This is a genomic window from Paenarthrobacter sp. TAF1 (genome assembly GCF_052113825.1).
GTDB lineage: Bacteria > Actinomycetota > Actinomycetes > Actinomycetales > Micrococcaceae > Arthrobacter > Arthrobacter nicotinovorans.
In genome coordinates this window covers 73,859-95,837 of sequence record NZ_JBFRDO010000001.1, presented here as the reverse complement: position 1 = coordinate 95,837, position 21,979 = coordinate 73,859, and the positions used below count along the sequence as shown (strand labels likewise).

21 protein-coding genes are annotated in these 21,979 nt (G+C 62.6%); 8 read left to right on the top strand and 13 right to left on the bottom strand.

Annotated features, from left to right (window positions below; genetic code table 11):
* The first annotated feature begins 60 nt into the window (after positions 1-60).
* Genes AB4Y81_RS00425 through AB4Y81_RS00415 form a run of 3 tightly spaced genes read left to right on the top strand, consistent with a single transcriptional unit; the run spans position 61 to position 2,065 of the window.
* Complete coding sequence (locus AB4Y81_RS00425; protein WP_441994822.1) at positions 61-687, top strand: biotin transporter BioY; 627 nt, start codon at positions 61-63, stop codon at positions 685-687.
* Positions 684-1,421, top strand: a complete 738-nt coding sequence (locus AB4Y81_RS00420; protein ID WP_434326744.1) for an energy-coupling factor ABC transporter ATP-binding protein — start codon at positions 684-686, stop codon at positions 1,419-1,421. Before AB4Y81_RS00425 ends, AB4Y81_RS00420 begins: the two co-directional genes overlap by 4 nt.
* Positions 1,418-2,065 (top strand): energy-coupling factor transporter transmembrane component T family protein, encoded by a 648-nt coding sequence (locus AB4Y81_RS00415; RefSeq protein WP_018777583.1) that lies wholly within the window; start codon positions 1,418-1,420, stop codon positions 2,063-2,065. The genes AB4Y81_RS00420 and AB4Y81_RS00415 overlap by 4 nt, the downstream gene beginning before the upstream one ends.
* On the opposite strand, the gene AB4Y81_RS00410 is transcribed toward AB4Y81_RS00415, so the two are convergent.
* Positions 2,050-3,264, bottom strand: a complete 1,215-nt coding sequence (locus AB4Y81_RS00410) for a thiolase family protein (RefSeq protein ID WP_434326742.1) — start codon at positions 3,262-3,264, stop codon at positions 2,050-2,052. The genes AB4Y81_RS00415 and AB4Y81_RS00410 overlap by 16 nt on opposite strands.
* Entirely contained in the window at positions 3,236-4,663 is a 1,428-nt protein-coding gene (locus AB4Y81_RS00405; RefSeq protein WP_441994821.1) for a class I adenylate-forming enzyme family protein, read from the bottom strand. The genes AB4Y81_RS00410 and AB4Y81_RS00405 overlap by 29 nt, the downstream gene beginning before the upstream one ends.
* A 61-nt stretch (positions 4,664-4,724) precedes the next feature.
* Here AB4Y81_RS00405 and ypfJ point away from each other — a divergent pair, with 61 nt between their 5' ends.
* Positions 4,725-5,627: a KPN_02809 family neutral zinc metallopeptidase gene (gene ypfJ, locus AB4Y81_RS00400; protein ID WP_018777580.1), complete on the top strand. Its 903-nt coding sequence runs from the start codon at positions 4,725-4,727 to the stop codon at positions 5,625-5,627.
* An 85-nt stretch (positions 5,628-5,712) separates the two neighbouring features.
* Here the strand turns inward: ypfJ and AB4Y81_RS00395 are convergent, their stop codons facing one another.
* From AB4Y81_RS00395 to AB4Y81_RS00370, 6 genes are read right to left on the bottom strand one after another with little or no spacing between them, the layout of a single operon-like run.
* Positions 5,713-6,045 (bottom strand): metal-sulfur cluster assembly factor, encoded by a 333-nt coding sequence (locus tag AB4Y81_RS00395; protein WP_055975711.1) that lies wholly within the window; start codon positions 6,043-6,045, stop codon positions 5,713-5,715.
* Positions 6,046-6,058: 13 nt separating this feature from the next.
* Positions 6,059-6,844 carry a Fe-S cluster assembly ATPase SufC gene (gene sufC, locus AB4Y81_RS00390; protein WP_018777578.1) on the bottom strand — a complete coding sequence of 262 codons (786 nt, stop codon included), beginning with the start codon at positions 6,842-6,844 and terminating at the stop codon, positions 6,059-6,061.
* Between the two features lie 43 nt (positions 6,845-6,887).
* Complete coding sequence (locus tag AB4Y81_RS00385) at positions 6,888-7,244, bottom strand: non-heme iron oxygenase ferredoxin subunit (RefSeq protein ID WP_018777577.1); 357 nt, start codon at positions 7,242-7,244, stop codon at positions 6,888-6,890.
* A gap of 36 nt (positions 7,245-7,280) precedes the next feature.
* Positions 7,281-8,585 (bottom strand): Fe-S cluster assembly protein SufD, encoded by a 1,305-nt coding sequence (gene sufD / locus AB4Y81_RS00380; RefSeq protein ID WP_018777576.1) that lies wholly within the window; start codon positions 8,583-8,585, stop codon positions 7,281-7,283.
* Positions 8,586-8,587: 2 nt separating this feature from the next.
* On the bottom strand, positions 8,588-10,051 hold the full coding sequence (sufB, locus tag AB4Y81_RS00375) for a Fe-S cluster assembly protein SufB (RefSeq protein ID WP_018777575.1): 1,464 nt from the start codon (positions 10,049-10,051) through the stop codon (positions 8,588-8,590).
* Positions 10,051-10,872 carry a helix-turn-helix transcriptional regulator gene (locus tag AB4Y81_RS00370; protein WP_026267140.1) on the bottom strand — a complete coding sequence of 274 codons (822 nt, stop codon included), beginning with the start codon at positions 10,870-10,872 and terminating at the stop codon, positions 10,051-10,053. The genes sufB and AB4Y81_RS00370 overlap by 1 nt, the downstream gene beginning before the upstream one ends.
* A 109-nt stretch (positions 10,873-10,981) precedes the next feature.
* Between AB4Y81_RS00370 and AB4Y81_RS00365 the strand changes: the two genes are divergently transcribed.
* From AB4Y81_RS00365 to AB4Y81_RS00355, 3 genes are read left to right on the top strand one after another with little or no spacing between them, the layout of a single operon-like run.
* Positions 10,982-11,947: an ABC transporter ATP-binding protein gene (locus AB4Y81_RS00365; RefSeq protein WP_018777573.1), complete on the top strand. Its 966-nt coding sequence runs from the start codon at positions 10,982-10,984 to the stop codon at positions 11,945-11,947.
* Positions 11,944-12,708, top strand: coding sequence for an ABC transporter permease (locus AB4Y81_RS00360; RefSeq protein ID WP_018777572.1), 765 nt, complete (start codon positions 11,944-11,946; stop codon positions 12,706-12,708). The genes AB4Y81_RS00365 and AB4Y81_RS00360 overlap by 4 nt, the downstream gene beginning before the upstream one ends.
* A gap of 49 nt (positions 12,709-12,757) precedes the next feature.
* Complete coding sequence (locus tag AB4Y81_RS00355; protein WP_018777571.1) at positions 12,758-13,702, top strand: COX15/CtaA family protein; 945 nt, start codon at positions 12,758-12,760, stop codon at positions 13,700-13,702.
* A gap of 142 nt (positions 13,703-13,844) precedes the next feature.
* On the opposite strand, the gene AB4Y81_RS00350 is transcribed toward AB4Y81_RS00355, so the two are convergent.
* The 5 genes from AB4Y81_RS00350 to AB4Y81_RS00330 form a co-directional block, all read right to left on the bottom strand.
* A complete protein-coding gene (locus AB4Y81_RS00350) occupies positions 13,845-15,716 on the bottom strand; it encodes an ABC transporter ATP-binding protein/permease (RefSeq protein ID WP_441994817.1) in 1,872 nt (623 codons plus the stop codon).
* Between the two features lie 10 nt (positions 15,717-15,726).
* Entirely contained in the window at positions 15,727-16,875 is a 1,149-nt protein-coding gene (locus AB4Y81_RS00345) for a hypothetical protein (protein WP_434326736.1), read from the bottom strand.
* 4 nt (positions 16,876-16,879) lie between these two features.
* Entirely contained in the window at positions 16,880-17,818 is a 939-nt protein-coding gene (locus tag AB4Y81_RS00340) for a hypothetical protein (RefSeq protein WP_441994814.1), read from the bottom strand.
* The gene (locus AB4Y81_RS00335) at positions 17,790-18,170 is read right to left on the bottom strand and encodes a peptidase inhibitor family I36 protein (protein WP_110504612.1); all 381 of its coding nucleotides are present in this window, start codon (positions 18,168-18,170) and stop codon (positions 17,790-17,792) included. The genes AB4Y81_RS00340 and AB4Y81_RS00335 overlap by 29 nt, the downstream gene beginning before the upstream one ends.
* A gap of 281 nt (positions 18,171-18,451) precedes the next feature.
* The gene (locus tag AB4Y81_RS00330; RefSeq protein WP_018777566.1) at positions 18,452-19,414 is read right to left on the bottom strand and encodes a heme o synthase; all 963 of its coding nucleotides are present in this window, start codon (positions 19,412-19,414) and stop codon (positions 18,452-18,454) included.
* Between the two features lie 428 nt (positions 19,415-19,842).
* Here AB4Y81_RS00330 and tkt point away from each other — a divergent pair, with 428 nt between their 5' ends.
* Positions 19,843-21,969, top strand: a complete 2,127-nt coding sequence (gene tkt / locus AB4Y81_RS00325) for a transketolase (RefSeq protein WP_200888246.1) — start codon at positions 19,843-19,845, stop codon at positions 21,967-21,969.
* Positions 21,970-21,979: the final 10 nt, after the last annotated feature.

The window sequence follows — 21,979 nt, the reverse complement described above, 5'->3', positions numbered from 1 at the left end:
TGTCGAAGCCAGGGGAAACAAGTACTTTCATCGCACCCATCTCATCCGTTAGGACCCGTCATGAGCAAGACCGATGCTGTCACTGTGCAGCGGCCCACCACCTCACGCAAACGCTGGAACGCAACCGATATCGGTCTCATCGCCGTCTTTGCAGCCCTCGTGGCCGCGTCGTCGATCGTACCCGGCATTCCGGTGGGCGCCCTTGGTGTGCCCATCACTTTGGTGACCCTGACCGTGATGCTCAGCGGACTGGTACTTGGCGCCGGTCGCGGCTTCGCCGCCGTCGGACTCTATGTCTTGTTGGGCCTGGCAGGTTTGCCCATCTTCAGCGGGGGCCGCAGCGGCCTGGGTATCCTCGCGAGCCCTTCGGCCGGGTACATCATCGCCTTCCCGCTGGCGGCGGCGGCCACAGGCTACCTTGCCGCCGTAGCGATCCGCAGGACCATCAAATACCGGGGACTTTGGCTGTTCGCTGCCACCATGGCCAGCAGTCTCGTTGTTGTCCATGGCCTGGGCGTCCTCGGCATGATGGTCAACGCCAAACTCGACTTCAGCAAGGCACTGCTCGCTGACCTGCCGTTCCTTCCCGGGGACACCCTCAAGAACGTCCTGGCCGTGATCATCGCACTGGCAATTCACAAGGCATGCCCGGATGTCCTGGTACGTCGGGTTAAGCAGGGAAGTTGAACAGCATCAGTTTCAATGGGGTCTCGGTGCGCGTGGCTGTCGACACCGGCGACGCTCCCAAGACACTGCTGCACCGGTTTTCCCTGGAGCTCACGGAGCGTCGTATCGGTGTGATCGGCGCCAATGGCTCCGGCAAGTCCACCTTTCTCCGGCTCTTCAACGGTCTGGTGGCTCCCACTGATGGAACAGTCGTGGTGCATGGCCGCAGCACGGATTCAGATGTCCGCCGCGTGCGGGCTAACGTAGGTTTCGTTTTCACAGATCCGTTGTCCCAACTGGTGATGCCGACAGGGCGGGAAGATGTTGAGCTGTCCCTGCGGCGTTCCGTCAGGAACCCCAAGGAACGTACTGCCAGGGCTGAAGCCGTCCTCGACCGCTTCGGGCTCCTCCGCGTAGCCGACCAGAGCATCTATGAACTCTCCGGCGGAGAACGCCAACTGCTCGCGCTGGCCGCGGTGCTGGCCGTCAACCCCGGGGTTCTGGTCCTTGATGAACCGTCCACCCTGCTGGATCTGCGCAACCGTGAGCTCCTGCGCCGAACCATTGCGGGGCTGGACCAACAGGTCATCATGTCCACGCATGACCTCGACCTGGTCCTCGACATGGACCGGGTCCTGGTGGTGGAGGACGGTCGCATAGTGTTCGACGGCGGCGCGGCCGAAGCCGTGGCCCATTACCGTGCGCTGTGCGAAGGTACAGCAGTCGAACTGCCCGTGGAAGGGTTACCGAGGTGAGGGGCCACGGCCACCTGCTCGCACAGCACGTCCCTGGCAGTTCCCTGATACACCGCACTCCCCTGTGGCTGAAATTCCTTGTGGTGGCGGCCTGCGGAACGGCGTCGTTCCTGATTGTCGACTGGGCAGTATCCCTGGCCGTCTTCATCGTCATGTGCGGGCTCTTCCTGCTCAGCGGCGCCGGGATCAAACGACTCCTGGGATCCCTCTGGATGGTCACGCCCATCCTGCTGGCCATCGGTCTTTTCCAGTGGTGGCAGTTGGGCGGACCAACAGCGGCGCGCATCGTGCTGAATGTACTGGTATGCGTCGTGGCCGCTTCGGTGCTGACCGCCACCACCCCCGTGCAGGATTTGCTGGATGGCGTGGTCTCCATCTCCAAACCGTTCCGCCGGTTCGGCGCCGATCCCGAACGTTTCGCACTGACCATTGCCGTGATGCTCCGCAGCATTCCGTTTATCGCCGGCGCCTTCGCCGATGTCCGGGATTCCGCGCGCGCCCGGGGCCTTGAACGGAACCCCAGGGCCTTGGTCCTGCCCGTGTTCATCTCGACCGTGGCCTATGCACGGCAGACCGGCGACGCCCTAGCTGCCAGGGGGCTGGGCGAAGCCGACGAAGCCCCCTTGAGTCAGAGCCGCGAGTAACGCAAAAGGCTGGCGGTGCCCATACCGCCGGCGATGCTGATCATCGCCAGCCCGAGGGCCCCGGATCCTGTCTCGCGGTACCGTGTCCTGGCCTGCGCCAAGAGCCGCGTCACCAGAACGGCCCCCGATGCACCGTACCCGTGACCCAACGCGAGGGCACCGCCTTCACGGTTCGCCCGGGCAGGATCCAGGCCCAAGTGTTCCAAGCATGCGATGGTTTGCGATGCGAACGCCTCGTTGAACTCGATGAGGTCCAGCGTGTTTGCTGCCACACCACGACTGGCGAGCAATCGTTCGGCAGCATGGGCGGCACCAATACCCAGCCGATCCGGATCAACGCCTGCCGTGTCGTTGCCAAGCACCTCGAGTCCGTCCACCGCACCCATCGCGCGTGCCCGCGCCATGGAGGTCACCACGACGGCGGACGCGGCGTCCGCGTCGAAGCACGAGTTCGCTGCCGTGACTGTTCCACCGGTCACGAAGGCGGCCGGGAAACGGGCCATCAAAGCGGGTCGCAGCGAAGGCCTGGGACCGTCATCGGACATCACGGGCCCATCAGTGCCGCTCAGCGGGACGATTTCGTCGAAATATCGGCCCGCAGCGGCAGCCTCCACTGCGCGGCGGTGGCTGCGTAGGGCATACTCGTCCTGCCTCTCCCTGGTCACGCCGAAAGTCCTGGCAACATTTTCCGCAGCGACTCCCATGTCCGGGTCTCCGAACTGTGGCGGCACGAAGGTGGCCCGGGAGTAGAACTCGAGTCCGCCGTCGTGATCCTTGTTGGCCCTGGCCGGGGCCGTACTGATGCTTTCGACGCCGCCGGCCAGGAACAGCGGATCACCACCGGCGGCAACCAGCCGGGATGCCAGCGCTATGGCGTCCAGTCCAGAGCCGCACTGACGGTCAACCGTTAGCCCCGGGACGGTGACAGGCAAGCCGGCCTGGAGCGCGGCGTACCGGGCGAGGTTTCCACCCCCGCCCACTGCGTTGCCGATGATGACGTCGTCCACGTCCGAGGGTTCCACCGCCGTGGACTCCAGCAGCGAAGCCAGGACCGGCGCCAGGAGATCCGGCGCGCGGAGATGCTTGAGTTGCCCGTTGGCGCGGCAAACCGGCGATCGAAGGGCCGCAATGATGACAGGTTGCCGGGCGGGGTCCGTTTGCGTCGCCGTGCTAACCAAGGGGCTGTGCCCTGGAATCATGGTTCTTGATCCAATCCAGCAACACCTTACGGCTGACTTTGCCACGATCCGTTATTGGCAGTTCGGAGAGCAGGTAGAACTGCAGCGGCCACTTATCCCGCGCCAGCAGGCCGTCGAGCCCGGTGCGGAGCTGCGTCGCCGTCACGGCGCCATAGGCAGGAACGACGCCGGCGATCACCTTTTGACCGCGGATGTCGTCAGGTGCGCCGGCGGCGACCGCCACCTCGATGCCCGGCACAGAGGCCATGGCCACTTCCACCTCGTGCGGGTACACGTTCTTCCCTGAAGTGACGATCATGTCCGAACGCCGGCCAAGGATGTGGAGGACTCCCCCTCGGAGGTAGCCCTGGTCCCCTACCGTGTACCAGCCGTTGAGGCAGCGCAGGGCGTGCCCGTCGTCGCCCCACAAGTAGCCATTGCTGACCATTCCGCTGCGCACGCTGATGTTGCCGTGGGTGCCTTCGGGCAAGACGTTGCCGGAGTCGTCGAGAATGCTGAGCTCCACGCCCGGGAAGGGGGTTCCGATGCCCGTGCCCCCCACATCCAGCGGTTCACCGGCGGCCAGCCGGGTACCCGAGACGAAACTCAACTCCGAAGCGCCGTAGTACTCATAAATGGCAGCATGCGGTGCCCAGCGCCTGGCAGCTTCCAGGGTCCGTGCGTCCAGCTTCGATCCGGCGCAGATGATACTGCGGATACCGGAGGCGTCCACGTCGCCTGCCAGGCCCCGTTCGCTCAGCAACCGCAGCATGGTGGGGGCAAGGACCAAGCGGGTGATGCCGTCATGGCTGATGGACGCGTGGGCGTCTCCGACATCGAATGATTCGAGGGTGTGGAACGCGGCCCCCGCGTAAAGGCACTCGGAGAGGGCATAAAGGTTCAGGCTCGCGGAAAGCGGGCCCGGCGCCAGCGTGTGGTCATCCTGCGAGAGTCCGAAGAATTCGATGGAAGCCTCGAACGAGACCTGCCACGAGCGGCGGGAACGGGTGAAGGCTTTGGGAACTGAGGTAGTACCCGAGGTCAGGCCAACCAGGAACGTGCTTGAAGGATCTCCGTCATGCAGACCGCTCCCCATTGCGGTTCCGGCTGTTCCTGCAGTTTTGGCTGCGCCGCAGTTGCGGGATTCAACAAGGCGCGAGGCTACGTCTTCAATCATTGGAGCAGGCCAGAGGGGGTCAAGGACTGCGCAGCGTCGCTCCCCCGCGACGGCGGCAGCGTACCGCTCAACGAAGTCAACGGAGTTTGGTTCGGCCAGCACCGTCGTGGAGCCGGAGGCGGCCAGCAGTCCTGCTGCGCCGTCGCGAAGTCCGGCCCACGTGATCCGGCTGCTGCCCACGACGACGGCGGTGTCGTGCGGGCGCTCATCAGCCCAGATGTGAAGTTTGTCCAGGAAAGGCATCCAGCCAATTTTACGGCAGTGTCCGCACCCTGGCATCAAAAGTGACGTCTATTCTGACAGTATGAGTTTCAACGATGGCGCGCAGCTTGACCCGTCCCAAGTCGAGGACCGACGTGGCGGTGGTATGGGCAGAGGGACCAAAATCGGTGGTGGCATCGGTGGTGGCATCGTGGTGCTGCTGCTCGCCCTCTTCGGTATCAACCCCAACATCCTCGGAGACCTGAGCGGTGGAGGGAGTCCGCCTCCCGCCGTCGAAAGCGGAACCGGAGCAGGGGGCGTGCAGGAGTGCCAGACCGGGGCTGACGCGGACAAGCGCCTCGACTGCCGCATCACCGGCACCGTGAACAGCCTGAATGCCTTCTGGCCCGACTACCTGGCCCAATACAATGTGAAATACTCGCGGCCAGGAACGGTCATCTTTGACCAGGCCACCAACACCGGATGCGGTCCGGCCACCACGGCTGTTGGACCGTTCTACTGCCCCGCCGACGTGAAGGCCTATTTCGACCCCGGGTTCTTCGATGAACTGGTGACACGGTTTGGCTCTTCGGGCGGCCCGCTCGCCCAGGAATATGTGGTGGCCCATGAATTCGGTCACCATGTCCAGAACATCCTGGGCAACCTCGACCGGGCACAGCAGGATCCGCAAGGACCCCAGTCGGGAGGCGTTCGGGTGGAACTGCAGGCCGATTGCTATGCAGGGCTGTGGGTTCGCCACGCCACCACGCAGACTGATGCCAGCGGCAAGCCCTTCCTTGATCCCCTCACCGAGCAGGACCTGCAGGACGCGCTGTCGGCTGCTTCCGCCGTCGGAGATGACCGGATCCAGGAAGCGGCCACTGGACGGGTCTCCCCCGAATCGTGGACGCACGGATCCAGCCAACAACGGCAGAAGTGGTTCTATCAGGGCTACAGCACAGGTGACATCAACAAGTGCGACACCTTCGGAGTGGCAACCCCATAGCTTTCACGCTTAAAGAGCAGAAGGGTTCCGGGCATATAGCCCGGAACCCTTCTTTATGCCCGCATTAGCGGGCGGAAATCCCGGATCAGATGTTGAAGCCGAGGGCCCGCATCTGGTCCTTGCCGTCGTCGGTGATCCGCTCCGGACCCCATGGCGGCATCCAGACCCAGTTCAGGCGCCAATCGTCAACAACTCCGTCGAGGGACTTGCCTACCTGTTCTTCAAGCACATCCGTCAGCGGGCAGGCCGCCGTGGTCAACGTCATGTCGATCAGGAGGGCGCCGTCCTCGTCCGAGTACTTGAGGCCATAGAGGAGGCCAAGGTCCACCACGTTGACGCCGAGTTCGGGGTCAATGACGTCCTTGAGCGCTTCCTCGACGTCCTCGAGGCTGGTACGCGCCGCTTTGATTTCGGTCATGGGACGATCCTAACTAGGCCTGCACGGCAGGAGCAACGGCAACGCCGGCGCCTGGCGCATAGCGGTCGTAGCCCTCTTCTTCAAGGCGGTCGGCCAGCTCGGGGCCGCCCTCCTCGACAACCTTGCCATCCACGAATACGTGGACGAATTCCGGCTTGATGTAGCGCAGGATGCGGGTGTAGTGGGTGATGAGCAGGGTGCCCATGTTACCGGCGTCGTGCGCACGGTTCACACCTTCGGAGACAACCTTCAAAGCATCGACGTCGAGGCCGGAGTCGGTCTCGTCCAGGATGGCGAACTTCGGCTTGAAGAGTTCCAGCTGCAGGATCTCCACGCGCTTCTTCTCACCACCGGAGAAGCCTTCGTTGACGTTGCGCTGGGCGAAGTCGGCGTCGATGCGCAGCTGCTGCATGGCAGCCTTGACGTCCTTGGTCCAGGTACGAAGTGCCGGTGCTTCGCCGTCGATCGCGGTCTTGGCGGTGCGCAGGAAGTTGGTCATGGTCACACCGGGGACCTCCACCGGGTACTGCATGGCCAGGAAGAGGCCGGCGCGGGCGCGCTCGTCGACGCTCATGTCCAGCACGTTCTCGCCGTCCAGCGTGATGGTGCCGCTGGTGACCGTGTAGCGCGGGTGGCCGGCGATCGTGGAGGCGAGGGTGGACTTGCCCGAGCCGTTGGGGCCCATGATGGCGTGGGTTTCGCCGGTCCTGATGGTCAGGCTGACGCCCTTCAGGATCTCCTTGGTGCCCTGCTCCGTCTCAATGCTGACGTGCAGGTCGTTGATCTCAAGAGTAGACATGCTCTTCTTTCTTTTTGTTCGTAAGTCTGGCGGTACTGGGCGCTCAGTAGTTCTCTACCGAAGCGCCGTTCACAACGTTGGTCACGTCCACGTAAACGTCATCGCCGTCGAGGGTGACGGCGAACACGGGCACGGGATCGTAGGCGGGCAGCTGGAGGGGTTGTCCGCTGCGGAGATCGAACTGGGAACCGTGTCCCCAGCATTCGATTGCGCAACCTTCAACTTCGCCTTCGGACAACGAGATATCCGCATGCGAGCAGGTATCGCCAATGGCGTGGATTTCGCCCATGGAATCCCTGACGATCGCTACGGGATAGTCGTCAATGAGAACCCGCAGGGCCTGCTTGACCTGGATGTCATTGGCGTTGCATACCAGTTCGCCCTTGGTTTGTTCACTCATGCTTGTCCGGACTGCCTGTCTTTGTTGGGTTCGTCGTTAGTTCTCGGTCGCGGCGAGCTCGCGCTCAACAGCGTCCGTCAGGCGATCTTCGATGGCCGGTACGTTGATCTTCTGGATGATCTCGTTGAGGAAGCCGCGGACTACGAGCCTGCGGGCAACTTCTTCCGGAATACCGCGGGCCATGAGGTAGAAGAGGTGCTCGTCGTCGAAACGTCCGGTAGCGCTGGCGTGGCCTGCACCGGCAATGAGACCCGTCTCGATCTCCAGGTTCGGCACGGAGTCGGCGCGGCAGCCATCGGTCAGAACCAGGTTCTGGTTCTTCTCGTAGCTGTCGGTTCCTTCGGCATTCTTCTGGATCAGGACATCGCCCACCCATACGGTGTGTGCACCCTTGCCTTGCAAAGCACCCTTGTACAGCACGTTGGACACGCAGTTCGCCTGACCGTGGTCAACGAACGTGCGGTGCTCAAGGTGCTGGCCGGCGTCTGCGAAGTACAGGCCGAAGAGTTCAACCTCGCCACCCGGAGCAGCAAAGCGTGCAGTCGGGGTGACACGGACGAGGTCTCCACCGAGGCTGACCACGATGTGCTTGAACTTGGCATCGCGGCCGATCTTCGCCTGCTGGGACGAAGCATGAACGGAGTCATCGTTCCATTCCTGCAGGGACACGACGGTCAGCTCTGCGCCATCCTCAAGAACGATTTCCACGTTCTCCGACACAACGGCAGAACCTTCGTGGCCGAGGACCAGGACACCCTTGGAGAACTTCTCCGCCACCACAACGATGTGCTGGGCAGCGGCATCGGTACCGGCGCCGGTCAAGGTAACCGTGATTTCCGACTCGAGCGTGGTCTCCGAGGGAACCGTGATCACAGTGGCTTCCTTGAAGCCGGACCAGGCGTTGGCAGAAACACGGTCTTCCGGAATGCCGGCCAAGCCGATGCGGCGGTCATCACGGCCGACAGTTTCGACAGTGACGCCGGCGGGTGCGGAAACCGTGACAGCCGGCGCCGCGCCGATAAGGGCTTCGGAGTGCAGCCCACGGAGACGACGAAGCGGAGTAAACCGCCAGTCCTCTTCGAGTCCGGTCAGTGCCTTGAAATCGTCAAGGTTGTACGAGGTGAGACGGCCGGCGCGGGAGCTGTCCGGGACGCCTACCCCGCCACCGTGGGAGTGGCTCTTGGACGAAGCGCCCGCGAGCGGACCCGCCGACGGCTTTGCCGCCGTCGAACCGTCAGCGTTGATGGGCGAGAGGTTCTCGCCTTCCTCCGTGAAGCCGTCGATAAAGGGCTGTGCTGAAGGCGCGCCGATGCGGGCCTTTTCAGTAGTGATATCAGTCATTATTAACCGACGGATCCTTCCATCTGAAGTTCAATCAAGCGGTTCAGCTCAAGGGCATATTCCATGGGCAGCTCGCGGGCGATCGGCTCGATAAAGCCGCGCACGATCATGGCCATGGCCTCGTCCTCCGGCATTCCGCGGGACATCAGGTAGAAGAGCTGTTCTTCGCTGACACGGGAAACGGTGGCCTCGTGGCCGAGTACGACGTCATCCTCACGGATGTCGATGTACGGGTACGTGTCCGACCGCGAAATGGTGTCCACCAGCAGCGCGTCACAGCGGACCGTGTTGGCAGAGTGCTTGGCACCCTCGCGGACCTGGACCAAGCCGCGGTAGGCAGCGCGGCCACCACCACGGGCGACAGATTTGGAAATGATGGAACTCTTGGTGTTCGGCGCGATGTGGACCATCTTTGAGCCGGTGTCCTGGTGCTGGCCCTCGCCTGCGAAAGCGATGGACAGCGTCTCACCCTTGGCGTGCTCGCCAACGAGGTAGACGGCCGGGTACTTCATGGTCACCTTGGAGCCGATGTTGCCATCGACCCACTCCATGGTGGCGCCCTCTTCGCAGATGGCGCGCTTGGTGACCAGGTTGTACACGTTGTTGGACCAGTTCTGGATGGTCGTGTAGCGGACGCGTGCGCCCTTCTTCACGATGATCTCCACGACCGCGGAGTGCAGCGAGTCCGAGGTGTAGATCGGAGCCGTGCAACCTTCGATGTAGTGAACGTAGGAGTCCTCATCGGCGATGATCAAGGTGCGCTCGAACTGGCCCATGTTCTCCGTGTTGATACGGAAGTAGGCCTGGAGCGGGATGTCGACGTGCACACCCTTGGGCACATACACGAATGATCCGCCGGACCAAACAGCCGTGTTGAGCGATGCGAACTTGTTGTCGCCCACGGGGATGATGGTGCCGAAGTACTCCTGGAAGATCTCAGGGTGCTCACGCAGCGCGGTGTCGGTGTCCAGGAAGATGACGCCCTGGGCTTCCAGGTCCTCACGGATCTGGTGGTAGACAACCTCGGACTCGTACTGGGCGGCCACGCCCGAGACGAGGCGGCTGCGCTCAGCTTCCGGAATACCCAGTTTCTCGTAGGTGTTCCGGATGTCCTCGGGAAGGTCTTCCCAGGTTGCCGCCTGCTTTTCGGTGGAGCGCACGAAGTACTTGATGTTATCGAAATCGATGCCCGAGAGGTCCGCACCCCAGGTAGGCATGGGTTTGCGGTCGAAGTACTTCAGGCCTTTGAGGCGCAGATCGAGCATCCATTCGGGCTCGTTCTTCTTCGAGGAGATGTCGCGGACGACCTCCTCGTTGAGGCCACGACGGGCATTGGCGCCTACGTCGTTCTTGTCGGCCCAGCCGTACTCGTAGTTTCCGATACCGTGCAGTTCGGGATTCTTCTCCAGAATCTCCGAGATCACAGTGCCGTCGGCTACCGCTTTCTCTGCTATTTGGTCCGTCATCACGGCCTTTCTTGCTGGTTGTTAGATTCCTGATACGGGCTCTTGGGTTGCACTTCGGCGCCTGGGGGCACCGTGGCAGCCAATCGCCCGGTAGGTATGTGGGTGGTGCAAACATGTCCGCCCTGCGCGAGCGTCGAGAGGCGCCGGACGTCGACTCCCACCAAACGGGAGAAGACCTTGGTCTCGGCATCGCAGAACACCGGGAACTCCGCGGCGAGGCGTTGAATGGGGCAATGCCCTTGGCACAGCTGAACGCTGGACAACGCTGCGGGCAACGGCGCCTTGGCTTCGATGGAATGGGCGGAGGCAACAAAGCCGTCGCGGCTCAATGCCTTGGATAGTGCCATGGCTCTGGCGGTGATGTCGTCCCCTGCGGCCTGGACTTCCGGTGCATAGCGCCTTTCCATGTCCGCGAAACGCTCTTCCGCATACTCCCGGACAGCGTCCTCGCCCGCAAGTTCCTGGAGGCGACGCAGGGCCGAGCTTGCGATGTTCAGGTAGTCATCGCCCAGCTTGGACTGCCCCTGTGAACTCAGGACATAGCGACGCGCGGGCCGACCGGCACCTGAACCGGCCTTGGCAACACGCTTGACCTCAATGACGCCACTGCGTTCAAGATGGTCAAGGTGCCTGCGAACGGCGGCGGGGGTAAATCCGAGGAGATCTCCCAGCTCGGCTGCGCTGACAGGACCATTCTCGAGCACGGCGCTGAGGACGCGGTCACGGGTGCGGTCATCCGCGTCCGGCAGCGAGGGTGAGGCAACAAGGGCCTCTCCCGCTGCAGCATGCCGCTTTTGGGGCATGGATACTGGACTGCTCATGGAATACACAACACAATCATGTCGTAATTTGTTTCACGCATCCAGTAAGGCAAGACTGACCTTGGCTCCGCGCCAAGTGTGACCGTACTACTTCACGTAGAATACTTTGGTGCGCTCACCCGAATCTCCTGTCCTCACCATAGACGGACTCATCAAGGATGTAGGCCCTTTGGCCTCCCTCGACGGCAAAATGTTACGGGTGGTCAGTGGACTGTCCCTGGTGGCAGAGCGTGGCCAGGTAACCGCACTTCTTGGTGCGAACGGGGCCGGCAAGACCACCACGCTGGAGTGTGCCCAGGGCCTGCAGAAGCGAACCGGTGGCTCCATCACCCTTCTGGGGGCGGATCCGGATACTGCAGGTGCTGAACTGCGCGCCCGGGTAGGCGTGATGCTCCAGGACGGTGGCCTGCCGCCGTCGGCCCGTCCAATCCCGCTGTTGCGCCACGTGGCCGGCATGTACAAGAACCCCATGAACGTCGATGCCCTGGTGGAGCGGCTGGGCATCAACCAGTTCAGCAGGACCGGGGTGCGGCGTCTTTCCGGGGGTCAAAAGCAACGGCTGGCTTTGGCGGCAGCCCTCGTTGGAAACCCGGAGATCCTGTTCCTTGATGAGCCCAGTGCCGGGCTCGATCCGCAGTCGCGGCAAATGGTGTTCGAACTTATTGCCGAACTGCGGGACGCGGGCATGGGAATCGTTCTCACCACGCATCTGATGGACGACGCCGAGCGGCTGGCGGACTACGTCTACATCATCGACGGCGGACACAACGTGGCGGAAGGGACAGTGGCTGAACTCCTCAGGCATGACCACTCCGCCGAATCCGGAGCGTCAGACCGGACTCTGTACTTCGATGCTCCTGCAGGTCTCGACTTCGCAGGCGTCGTGGGAGCCGGGCTCCGCATTACCGAGTCCCGCTCCGGAAGTTACGCCATTGCCGGCGCCATAACTCCCGCTGACCTCGCCGGGCTGACTGCCTGGTGGGCAGAACGGAACATCATGCCTGCATCGCTGCGCCTGGAATCACGAAGCCTCGAGGACGTCTTCCTCGACATCTCCGGAAGGGACCTCCGATGACCGGCCTACTCGCTCCCAACGCAGGTCCGGCGTCCCTGCCCCGCCGCATCATGCAGCAGGGACGGTACGAAACCATCACCATGCTGCGCAACGGTGAGCAGCTCATCCTCGCCATCGTCCTTCCGTTGATGGCCTTGGTGGGCCTGGTGGTGACCCCGCTGCTGGACGGTCTCGGTCCCTCGCGGGTAGATACCGCTACGCCGGGCATCCTGGCTCTTTGCGCCATGTCCACCGCGTTTACCGGACAAGGCATTGCCACAGGATTTGATCGCCGCTACGGGGTGCTCCGCTTCCTCTCCACCACCCCGCTTGGCAGGGGCGGCCTCATTGCAGGGAAGATCCTTGCCGTGCTGGTGGTCCTTGCCCTCCAGGTCCTGGTGGTTGGCGCCGTGGCAGGTTTCCTTGGATGGCAGCCACGCCCGGAAGCCTGGCTTCCCGGGCTGGGCCTGCTCGTCCTTGGCGCAGCAGCTTTCACGGCTCTCGGTTTGCTGGTGGCCGGCACTGTGCGGCCCGAGGCTACGCTCGCCATTACCAATTTGCTCTGGATCCTGCTGGGTGCGCTGGGCGGAATCGTCGTACCGGCCGATCGCCTGCCGGCGGTTCTGCAGGGCATTGTGCATTTCCTGCCTTCCGGGGCACTTGGGCAAGGACTGAGGGATGCCTTCCTTCAGGGCACCATTCCCTTGTCTGCCGTTGTGATCCTGCTGCTGTGGACCGTGCTGGCAGGCGGCGCGGCCATCCGCTGGTTCAAATGGAACTAAGCAAATCCGAGCAAAACTGATCCGAGCAGAACTAAGAAGTGAGAAAACTGTGAGCACGGCATCCCGCCTCCCGAAAACCGTCCAGCAATGGACATCCAAACTGCCCACCGAGGTCAACTCGGCCGTACGTCGCTTGGCGTTGCTGTCGCTCATCGGGCAGACCATCCTGGTGGTGACAGGGGGCGCCGTACGGCTTACGGCATCCGGTTTGGGCTGCCCTACGTGGCCCCGCTGCACCAACGACTCCTTGGTCAATACCCCCGAAATGGGTATCCACGGTTTCATTGAGTTCGGCAACCGCCTGCTCACCTTCGCCCTGGCCGCCGTCGCCGCGCTCATGCTGGTGTACCTGTGGAACCTCCGCAAGCAGCGCCGGGACCTCTTCCTGCTGGCACTTGGCCTTCTTGCCAGCATCCCGGCGCAGGCCATTATTGGCGGGATCACCGTGCTCTCCAACCTCAACCCCTGGGTTGTGGGCCTGCATTTCCTTGTCTCGATGGCACTCGTTGTCTTCGCAACTTTGCTGGTCAACAGGGCCTACGGGCGAACGGGCCGATTCATGAACAGGACCCTGCCGGCACTACCTTCAGTAACTCGTCCCCTGATGATGGCGGTTGCCGTGTTCTCCGCCATCGCTGTCATGCTCGGCGTCGTGGTCACAGGAGCCGGCCCGCACGCCGGGGACGCCGATGCTCCGAGGAATGACCTCGATTGGGATCTCTTCTCACACATCCACGCCATTCCCGCCTACCTCATCACGGCCGGCACCCTCCTCGCCGTGTTCCTGGTGGTCCGGCGCAGGATCAGTGGTCCGTTCCGCACTGCTGCCTTCCTCTTGCTGGGCGTGACGTTGCTGCAGGCAGTCATTGGCTTCACCCAGTACTACAACGGCATTCCGGCGCTTCTGGTGGGCGCGCACATGCTGGGCGCTGCGCTGCTGATGAGCGCTGCCACGAATGCAGCGGACGTCGCCAAACACAGTCCGGTCGGCTAGGCGTACTTGTCGGGTTGGGAACAGGCCCTCGGGTAACGCGCTTCTGGTAGCTGGTTACCTGCCAGTGGCTAGAGGCGAATCAACTGGGCTGGGTTGGCCCTGGATGCAACGAGGGCAGGGTACGCGGCAGCGATGGTGCCGCTCAGGGTGCCTGCGCCGATTCCCCAGAATGCGGCAAACCCTGGAATGGCCGGCACCAGCCCTCACTCGCCGCATAGCTAAGGACAGCGGCCATTCCAATGGCGGCCCCTGCTGCGCCGCCGATCGCCCCGACGATGGCCCCTTCCAGGAGAAACATGCAGCCCAGCGGCCAGCGCCGCATACCGAGGGCCCGCCTCAAGGCGATCTCATTGAACCTCGCTGTCACTCCGAGATACATCGTCGTGCCTGCGCTGAGGCACGCGATGGCCAACAGGACGACGGAGACGATCGCTACCAGTCGGCCGAGATCCGAATTGATTCCTTGCTTGAGTTCGCGTAGGTCAGCCACGGTCTCAACCTTGACGGCGCCCGTTTCGGTGGGGTTTAGCGCCTTGGGGATTGCCTCGGCAATTGCGGCAGGCATTCCGGGGTCCGTGCGCAAAACCAGGCTGGCCGCCATTCTGTCTGTGACGGAATAGGATCCGAGTCCCACCACCACAGCTTCGGTCAGAATGGGGTCCCGTCCCGGGTCCGTAATGAGGCCGACCACCGGAACAGGTTGCCCAAAGAGCCAGACGACGGCGCCGGGCCCAGGGGTGCCGATGCCCAGATCCTGCGCTGCTCCTCGACCGATAAATGCCACTGGACCACCAAATGATTGATCGAGCAGGGCCGGGTCACCGAACGAAACCGTTGCGCCTTGTATCGCCAGATAGCCGGAGTCCGCCACTCTGACTGCCCCACCAAATACGGGTTGATCAGGAAAAGTGCCTGGGCGGAAGGTTGACGGGAGGACAACCGAAGCCGATAGCTCGGCGACAATTCCGCCTCCCCGGACTCCCTTAAGCTGCTTTGCTCGTCCGAGGTCGGATCGGACCGCATCCCAGGATGGGTACCCGCCGTCGCGGTTTACTCGGACTTCATCGCTGGCGGCGTCGTCAATGCGGTCCGCGACCTTAACGGCGGCGCTTTCGCTAAGACCGATGGCTGCGACCAAGCCACCGCTGCCGATGAGAAAAGCCAGAATCAAGAGCAGTGCCTTCCCGGGTCGTCCGGTAAGGGCGGAGAGTGCCTCGGCAACGAGGTCGGTGAACTCACTTATGCGCTGACGCTTGAGGGCGGACGCGGATGGGGAAACCTGTGCGTCCGTCGCCGTCGCTTGACGGATCGCCGCTCCTGTATCGCTGATCACCTGGCCGTCCCGCATCGTGATGACTCTGTCTGCGGAGCCGGCAATGCCCGGATCATGAGTGACCATGATGACGGTGGTCCCGCCCTCGCGAAGCTCGCGTAAGTGCTGCAGCACAATCGCGCCGTTGGCTGTGTCGAGGCTTCCAGTGGGCTCGTCAGCGAGGATAACGTCTGGATCACCGATGACAGCGCGGGCGATTGCGAGCCGTTGCCGTTCACCGCCAGAGAGCATCGCCGCCGGTGTGCCCACGCGATGGTCGAGGCCAAAACGATGTAATTGCGGCCAGACCAGCGATTTCTGAAGCGCCGCCTTTATCCCCCGGGCGCGAAGACCCAGCGTGGCGTTGCGTGCTGTTGAGTCGCGTCCCACCACATGGGAGTCCTGAAAGACAAAGCCAAATGTACGGGCCCTGCTTTCAGCGCGTTGGCCCTCGTTGAATCCTGCCGTGTTCGCGCCGCTAAGGAGGTAGGTGCCGCTGGTCGCCGTATCCAAAAGGCCCAGGATGTTGAGGAGCGTCGACTTGCCGGAACCTGAAAGTCCCACGATCGCTACAAATTCCCCCGCATGGATATCCAGGTCGATGCTTCTGAGCGCTTCCGTTCCCGAAAAGGAGCGGGTGACCCCACGCAGGCTTAGGAGCGCCGGCCGACCGTTCGGGTCGCACTTTGCTGGTTCAGGCACAGTTGTTCGATCATGGGAGTCGGACATGATCCCCTTCCGCAATGGACGGGACATCTGCCAGGGCAGCCCACCCGTCGGCTTGGCCCGTCACAGAGACATCCACGCGTCGGACATCTGGGCCGGCCTCAACCTCAACGAAGGCACTGCCTCGCTCCTGACGGATTGCGATCAGAGGGACCGCCAAGGTTTCAGGGGCCGCGGTGATGGCAGTGACCGTTAGTGTCTGCCCGGCCGAAAACCCTGCACTGCCGGCCGTCAGCGGCAGCGTTATGTCCTTTCCCGGAATGTCGCTGCTGTCTTTTCCTCCTGCGATGAAAGCACTTACTCCGGCAACCTTTGTGTCAAGGGTTGCCGATCCGGCACGGACTGTCACAGCTGCACCCACGGGGAATGACTCCGCCTGCAGCACGTCGGCACGCGCGATGATGGTGTCAGGGGCGATGGTTACGTTGGCGACGATGCCGTCCTCTCCGAGGACAGTTCCCGGTTGCGCAATAGTTGCGATCTTTCCAACATCGCCAGGGATCTGGACGAATTCCTGCCAGCGGAAGATGACAGCCGAGGTGTTGGTATCGTCGCCGTGATTATCGGCCGCCACCTCCGTGGGCGCCTTTGATCCAGCAGCCAGGTACCAATTGGAGAGTGCCAGCTGGGTTCCGTGGTCGAATACACCGCTGGCGGGCACAGGAAATCCAAAATTGGTGAGCGCCTCCTGAAGACCTTTGACGTCAGGCCCGGACTGACCCGGTGAAATGTCCCGGTAGAGCGGGACGGCGGACGGCATGACAAGGAGTGGGCGGCCGGAGACGACGGCCACAAGTTGCCCCGGTACGAGCTCGTCGCCAGGTGACTTGGCAGCCGACGTCACCACCAGGCGGGCAATTCCGCTGGAGGCGGCAGCCTTGATGGTTGACTGCGTCCCAGGGACGACCTTGCCGGACAAGACGACCTGCTTTACGACGGCACGCCTCTCCACAGTGGCGGATACAGGAACCGTTTGCTGGGAGGCCTGAGGTGACTCTGCACTCTCCGCCGCGCTGATACCTGCCCAGTAGGCGGCCCCCAGCCCGCCCACGACCAGCACCAACACGCACGGGAGGAGCCACCATCGCGGAATGCGCCGCATTGCAGAGTTGAGCTGGGTTTCAGAGTTCTGCATGGTTTCAGAGCGTGGCATCGGCCACCCCGTGGTCCCTCAGCACCTGCTTGGCCCGTTCGACGGATGCAGCTTTCTGGCTAGCGACTTCATTGAGCTCGGCCTGATGGTCCTTCATTTGCGCGGCCTCGTACTGCGCGAGGATGTCATACGGAAGCTGTGCCCCGCCGCTGGAGTCCTTGCATTCGACATCAAGCAATGCCATCCGAACTTCCTCTTCTTTGGACGCTGCGCCTTGGAAAGACCACGAATCCGAGCCGGCGAGCTTCAAACCCTTGGCCGCCACGCAGTCCTCCCATGCCCTCCGATATGACAGGTAATCCGGGTCTCGATCAGTTAAGGCCAAGGAAGTCTGAACTATCCTGTTCTGAACCGACTGATCGACGGCCAATCCTTCGAGGAGCTCCGGAAACCCCGCCCGTCCAACAGAGTTGTAGCATTTGGTTTCGGCTTCCTGTTGTCGTGCAGTGACGGGAGATCGCTCGGGCTGCGCGTCCAGCACGCCCGGGATTTTGCGGATTTCCGGGCTGAACCCGTTCCTCGCGGCAAGGGCCCGGGACCACTGACCGTAACTGCGGTCCTGCATTGCCTTACCGGCTCCACCCCGCGGAGCCCCGCCGAAGCCCGCATCTTCGACGCAATCGTAGATAAGGAATGCGACCGCGGTGTTGACGATGAGGTTCTCTCGATCCGAGTACCAATAGCTGCTCATGGGGAGGAGGACTTCGCCGGTGATCTCGTTGAGAGAAGCCCTTGCCCCCGCTCCGTCAGAACGGTCGACGATCGGAAGGCTGCCATCGGAACCGCGGTCTGGCGGTGAAGCTGGAGGTGCTGAACAAGCTGCTCCCAACAGAGCCACTATCGTGACGATGACAGCAAAAACCGCGGCGAGACCACCGGCCCGGGTCCTCAAGAACTCAGCCCCAAACACTTGAGATTTCGTCATCCCAATTCACGCCGGGAATCATGGCACTGCCACGCAGATCATTCATTGCGTTGCCGCCCCGGAAGATTATGGCGTGGCCGTCATAGTTGGCATCCCGATAGAAGTACACGTAGGGCGAGGCCCAGTCTGACGGCGGCCCAACTACCAAGGAACTGGCTTGGTCATTTGCGGCGTTGCCGACGTAGGAAGTTACCCAGCCGAAGGGGCGCGGGGTTCCCAGGAACCAATAATCGTCGTAAAAGCAAACGCGGGCCGTGGAGCAGGCAGGAGCGGCTTGAGCTGCGCTCACTCCTGTCAGGACCGAGGCTGACGCTACTGCCAAAACACCCGCTGTGCGAAGTACCGCTTTCATGATTTCCCCAATGCTCCATTTGAATCGGAACAACTTTGTTCCTCCACGAACGGTAGGTCTCCAAAGGCACCACCTAGACGCAAAAGGCTCATCTAGGTGGTGATTTCATCAACTTTGAGTGGTCAGATCGCCAAAATAGGTGGTGTGAGCACTCCATCTAGGTGCTCAGCGATGGGTCCAAGCGGTAGGGATGTGAGCGAGCGATGGGGGAAACGGAACGACGTCGGCACTCAGGTGAGTGCCGACGTCGTCGGATATTGCTGCGGGACGGAGGGGTGGAATCAGCCGCCGATGATCGGGGAACCGATGAACGGATCCACAGCCAAGGCGATGAAGAGGAGTGTCAGGTAGCTGATGGAGCCGTGGAAGACCTTCATGGCGCCCTTGTTGGAGACATCGCCGCCCTGCGCACGCTTGTAGAGGGCGTGGCTTTCGTAGAGGAACCATGCACCGGCGGCCACAGCAACGATCGTGTAGACCCAGCCCGCGCCTCCGACCGGAATCATCAGCAGCGAACAGGCAACCATGGCCCAGGCGTAGAGGACTACCTGCACCGAAACGACCTTGGCACCGGCGATCGCACCGAGCATGGGTACCTTGGCGTTGCGGTAATCCTCGCCGTAACGCATGGACAGGGGCCAGTAGTGCGGAGGCGTCCACAGGAAGATGACCATGAAAAGGACGATTGCGGGCCATTCGACAGTGTTGGTGACCGCGGCCCAGGCAATGAGGACCGGGAAGCAGCCCGCCGCGCCGCCCCAAACAATGTTCTGGGCTGTGCGGCGCTTGAGGATCATCGTGTAGATGACCACGTAGAACACGATGGCGCCAAGTCCAAGCCAGGCGGAAAGCGGGTTTGCGCCGAACCACAGGATGGCGATGGACGCAGCACCAAGGATCCAAGCGAAAACGAGGGCTTCCCGGGGGGAGACTTCGCCTGTCACCAGCGGGCGCTTTTCGGTTCGGTGCATCAGTTTGTCGATGTCGCGGTCGATGTAGCAGTTGAACACACCGGCGCTGCCGGCTGCGAAGGCGCCGCCGACGAGGGTTGCCAGGATCAGGCCGATGGAGGGGAAGCCGCGCTGCGCAAAGATCATGGTGGGCAGGGTGCTGACCAGGAGCAGCTCGATGACACGGGGTTTGGTCAGAGCCAGATACGCCTTTAATTTACGGGAAGTTCCGATGCTTCCCCGGGCCGGGGAAGCGTTGACGGGCGTATCAGTTGTGCTCACGGCGGCAGTCACTCTGTTCTATGCTCTGGGGTTCTCGCAGCGGATGTCGTCCCGGCTTTCGAAAGCAAACACGGGCGCATGAACCGCTGGTGGCCTCCAAATATCATACCGTGGCCGGAAGAGGCCCGATGTCCGCAAAATACGCCAATGTTTCCGAATCTTCACTGCTCCCGGGGGCAATCGTGATTCATATAAGGGAATTTCTGTCCAGTTAGTGGGATTCCCTGAGTTCCATGACACGTTTGGGGCTAAGCTGTTGAGCAGAACAGCACACGTTGATCATCCGGGAAACCGTATTCTCGGATATCCGTGGGTCTGGATGAGAGATCAACGTTTCAATGGTGAACGGCTGGTAGACACATTGCAGCGGGCGCCATCCTGTGCTTCCTGCGTGCCGTGTCCATACGCCTGCCGTCAGCACAGAGAGGGGCTCGGTTTTCGTGCCACATTTGGAAGAGCAAGAACTGTCATGGACCGATCTGGACAAGAAGGCTGTTGACACCGTTCGCGTGTTGGCTGCTGATGCCGTGGAGAAGGTCGGAAACGGCCACCCCGGCACGGCGATGAGCTTGGCTCCGGCAGCATACCTGCTGTTCCAGAAGCTGATGCGCCACGATCCGAAGAACCCGGACTGGCTGGGCCGCGACCGCTTCGTGCTGTCCCCCGGTCACACGTCGCTGACCCTTTACATCCAGTTGTTCCTTTCCGGCTACGGCCTGGAGCTGAAGGACCTTGAAGCACTGCGTACCTGGGGTTCGCTGACCCCGGGCCACCCGGAGTACAAGCACACCGCTGGCGTGGAAATCACCACCGGCCCGCTGGGCCAGGGCCTGGCTTCGGCCGTCGGCTTCGCCTACTCGCAGCGTCGCCAGCGTGGATTGTTCGACGCCGATGCTCCCGCCGGCGAGTCGCCGTTCGACCACACCATCTGGGTCATCGCTTCCGACGGCGACCTGCAGGAAGGTGTCACTTCCGAGGCATCCTCGCTTGCCGGACACCAGGAACTGGGCAACCTCGTTGTGATCTACGACGAGAACCACATTTCCATCGAAGACGACACCGACATCGCCTTCACCGAAGACGTCCTCAAGCGCTACGAGGCCTACGGCTGGCACACCCAGCGCGTTGACTGGACCAAGACCGGCGAATACGTCGAAGACGTGCAGGAACTGTACTCGGCTCTTCTGGCTGCCAAGGCCGAGACAAACAAGCCGTCCATCATCTCGCTGCGCACCATCATTGGCTACCCGGCCCCGAAGAAGCAGAACACGGGCAAGATCCACGGCTCTGCCCTGGGTGCCGAAGAAGTCGCTGCACTGAAGAGCGTGCTCGGCTTCGATCCGGCCAAGTCCTTCGACGTTGACGAGGAAGTCCTGGCCCACGCCCGCAAGGTCCTTGACCGCGGTGCCGAGTCCCGGGCCGCATGGCAGGCATCGTTCGAGGCATGGCAGTCTGCCAACCCGGATGCCGCTGCCCTGCTCGAGCGCGTCGAGGCGAAGAAGTTGCCGGCCGAGCTTGACGCTGCGCTTCCTGTCTTCGAAGCCGGCAAGGACGTTTCCACCCGTGCGGCATCGGGCAAGGTCCTCAACGCCATCGGTCCGGTCCTTCCTGAGCTTTGGGGCGGTTCGGCCGACCTCGCCGAGTCGAACAACACCACCATCGAAGGCTCGCCGTCGTTCATCCCGACCTCGCGCTCCACGGATGCCTGGAAGGGCAACCCGTACGGACGTGTCCTGCACTTCGGTATCCGTGAGCACGCTGCCGCCTCGATCGTCAACGGCATTTCCCTGCACGGACGCACCCGCGCGTTCTCCGGCACGTTCCTGATCTTCAGCGACTACCAGCGTCCGGCTATCCGTCTCGGCGCACTGATGGGCGTTCCGTCCCTGTATGTGTGGACGCACGACTCCATCGGTTTGGGCGAAGACGGACCTACCCACCAGCCGGTGGAGCAGCTTGCTTCCTTGCGTGCCATTCCGGGCCTGGACGTTGTCCGCCCGGGCGATGCCAACGAGGTCTCCGCTGCATGGAAGGCCATGCTGGAGAACCACGAAAACCCCGCCGGCATTGTGCTGACCCGCCAGAACATCCCCACCTACGCCCGCGGCGAAGGTGAAGCCGTCGGTGACACCTTCGCTTCCACCGCAGGCGTTGCCAAGGGCGGTTACGTCCTGGCCGAAGCCTCCAAGGACGGCGAGACCGTTGACGCACAGGTCATCCTGATCGGCACCGGCTCGGAAGTCCAGCTCGCAGTCCAGGCCCGCGAAGCCCTCCAAGCAGAAGGCATCGCAGCTCGCGTCGTGTCCATGCCCTGCGTGGAATGGTTCAACAAGCAGGACGAGGCCTACCGCGAATCCGTGCTGCCGGCGGCCGTCAAGGCCCGTGTTTCCGTCGAAGCCGGCCTCGCCCTTGGATGGCGCGAATTCGTCGGCGACGCCGGCCGTTCGATCTCCCTGGAGCACTTTGGCGCCTCGGCTGACTACAAGCGGCTCTTCAACGAATTCGGCATCACCGCCGAAGCCGTCGCCGCCGCAGCCAAGGACTCCCTCGCAGACGCCAACGCGTAACAGCCTGATA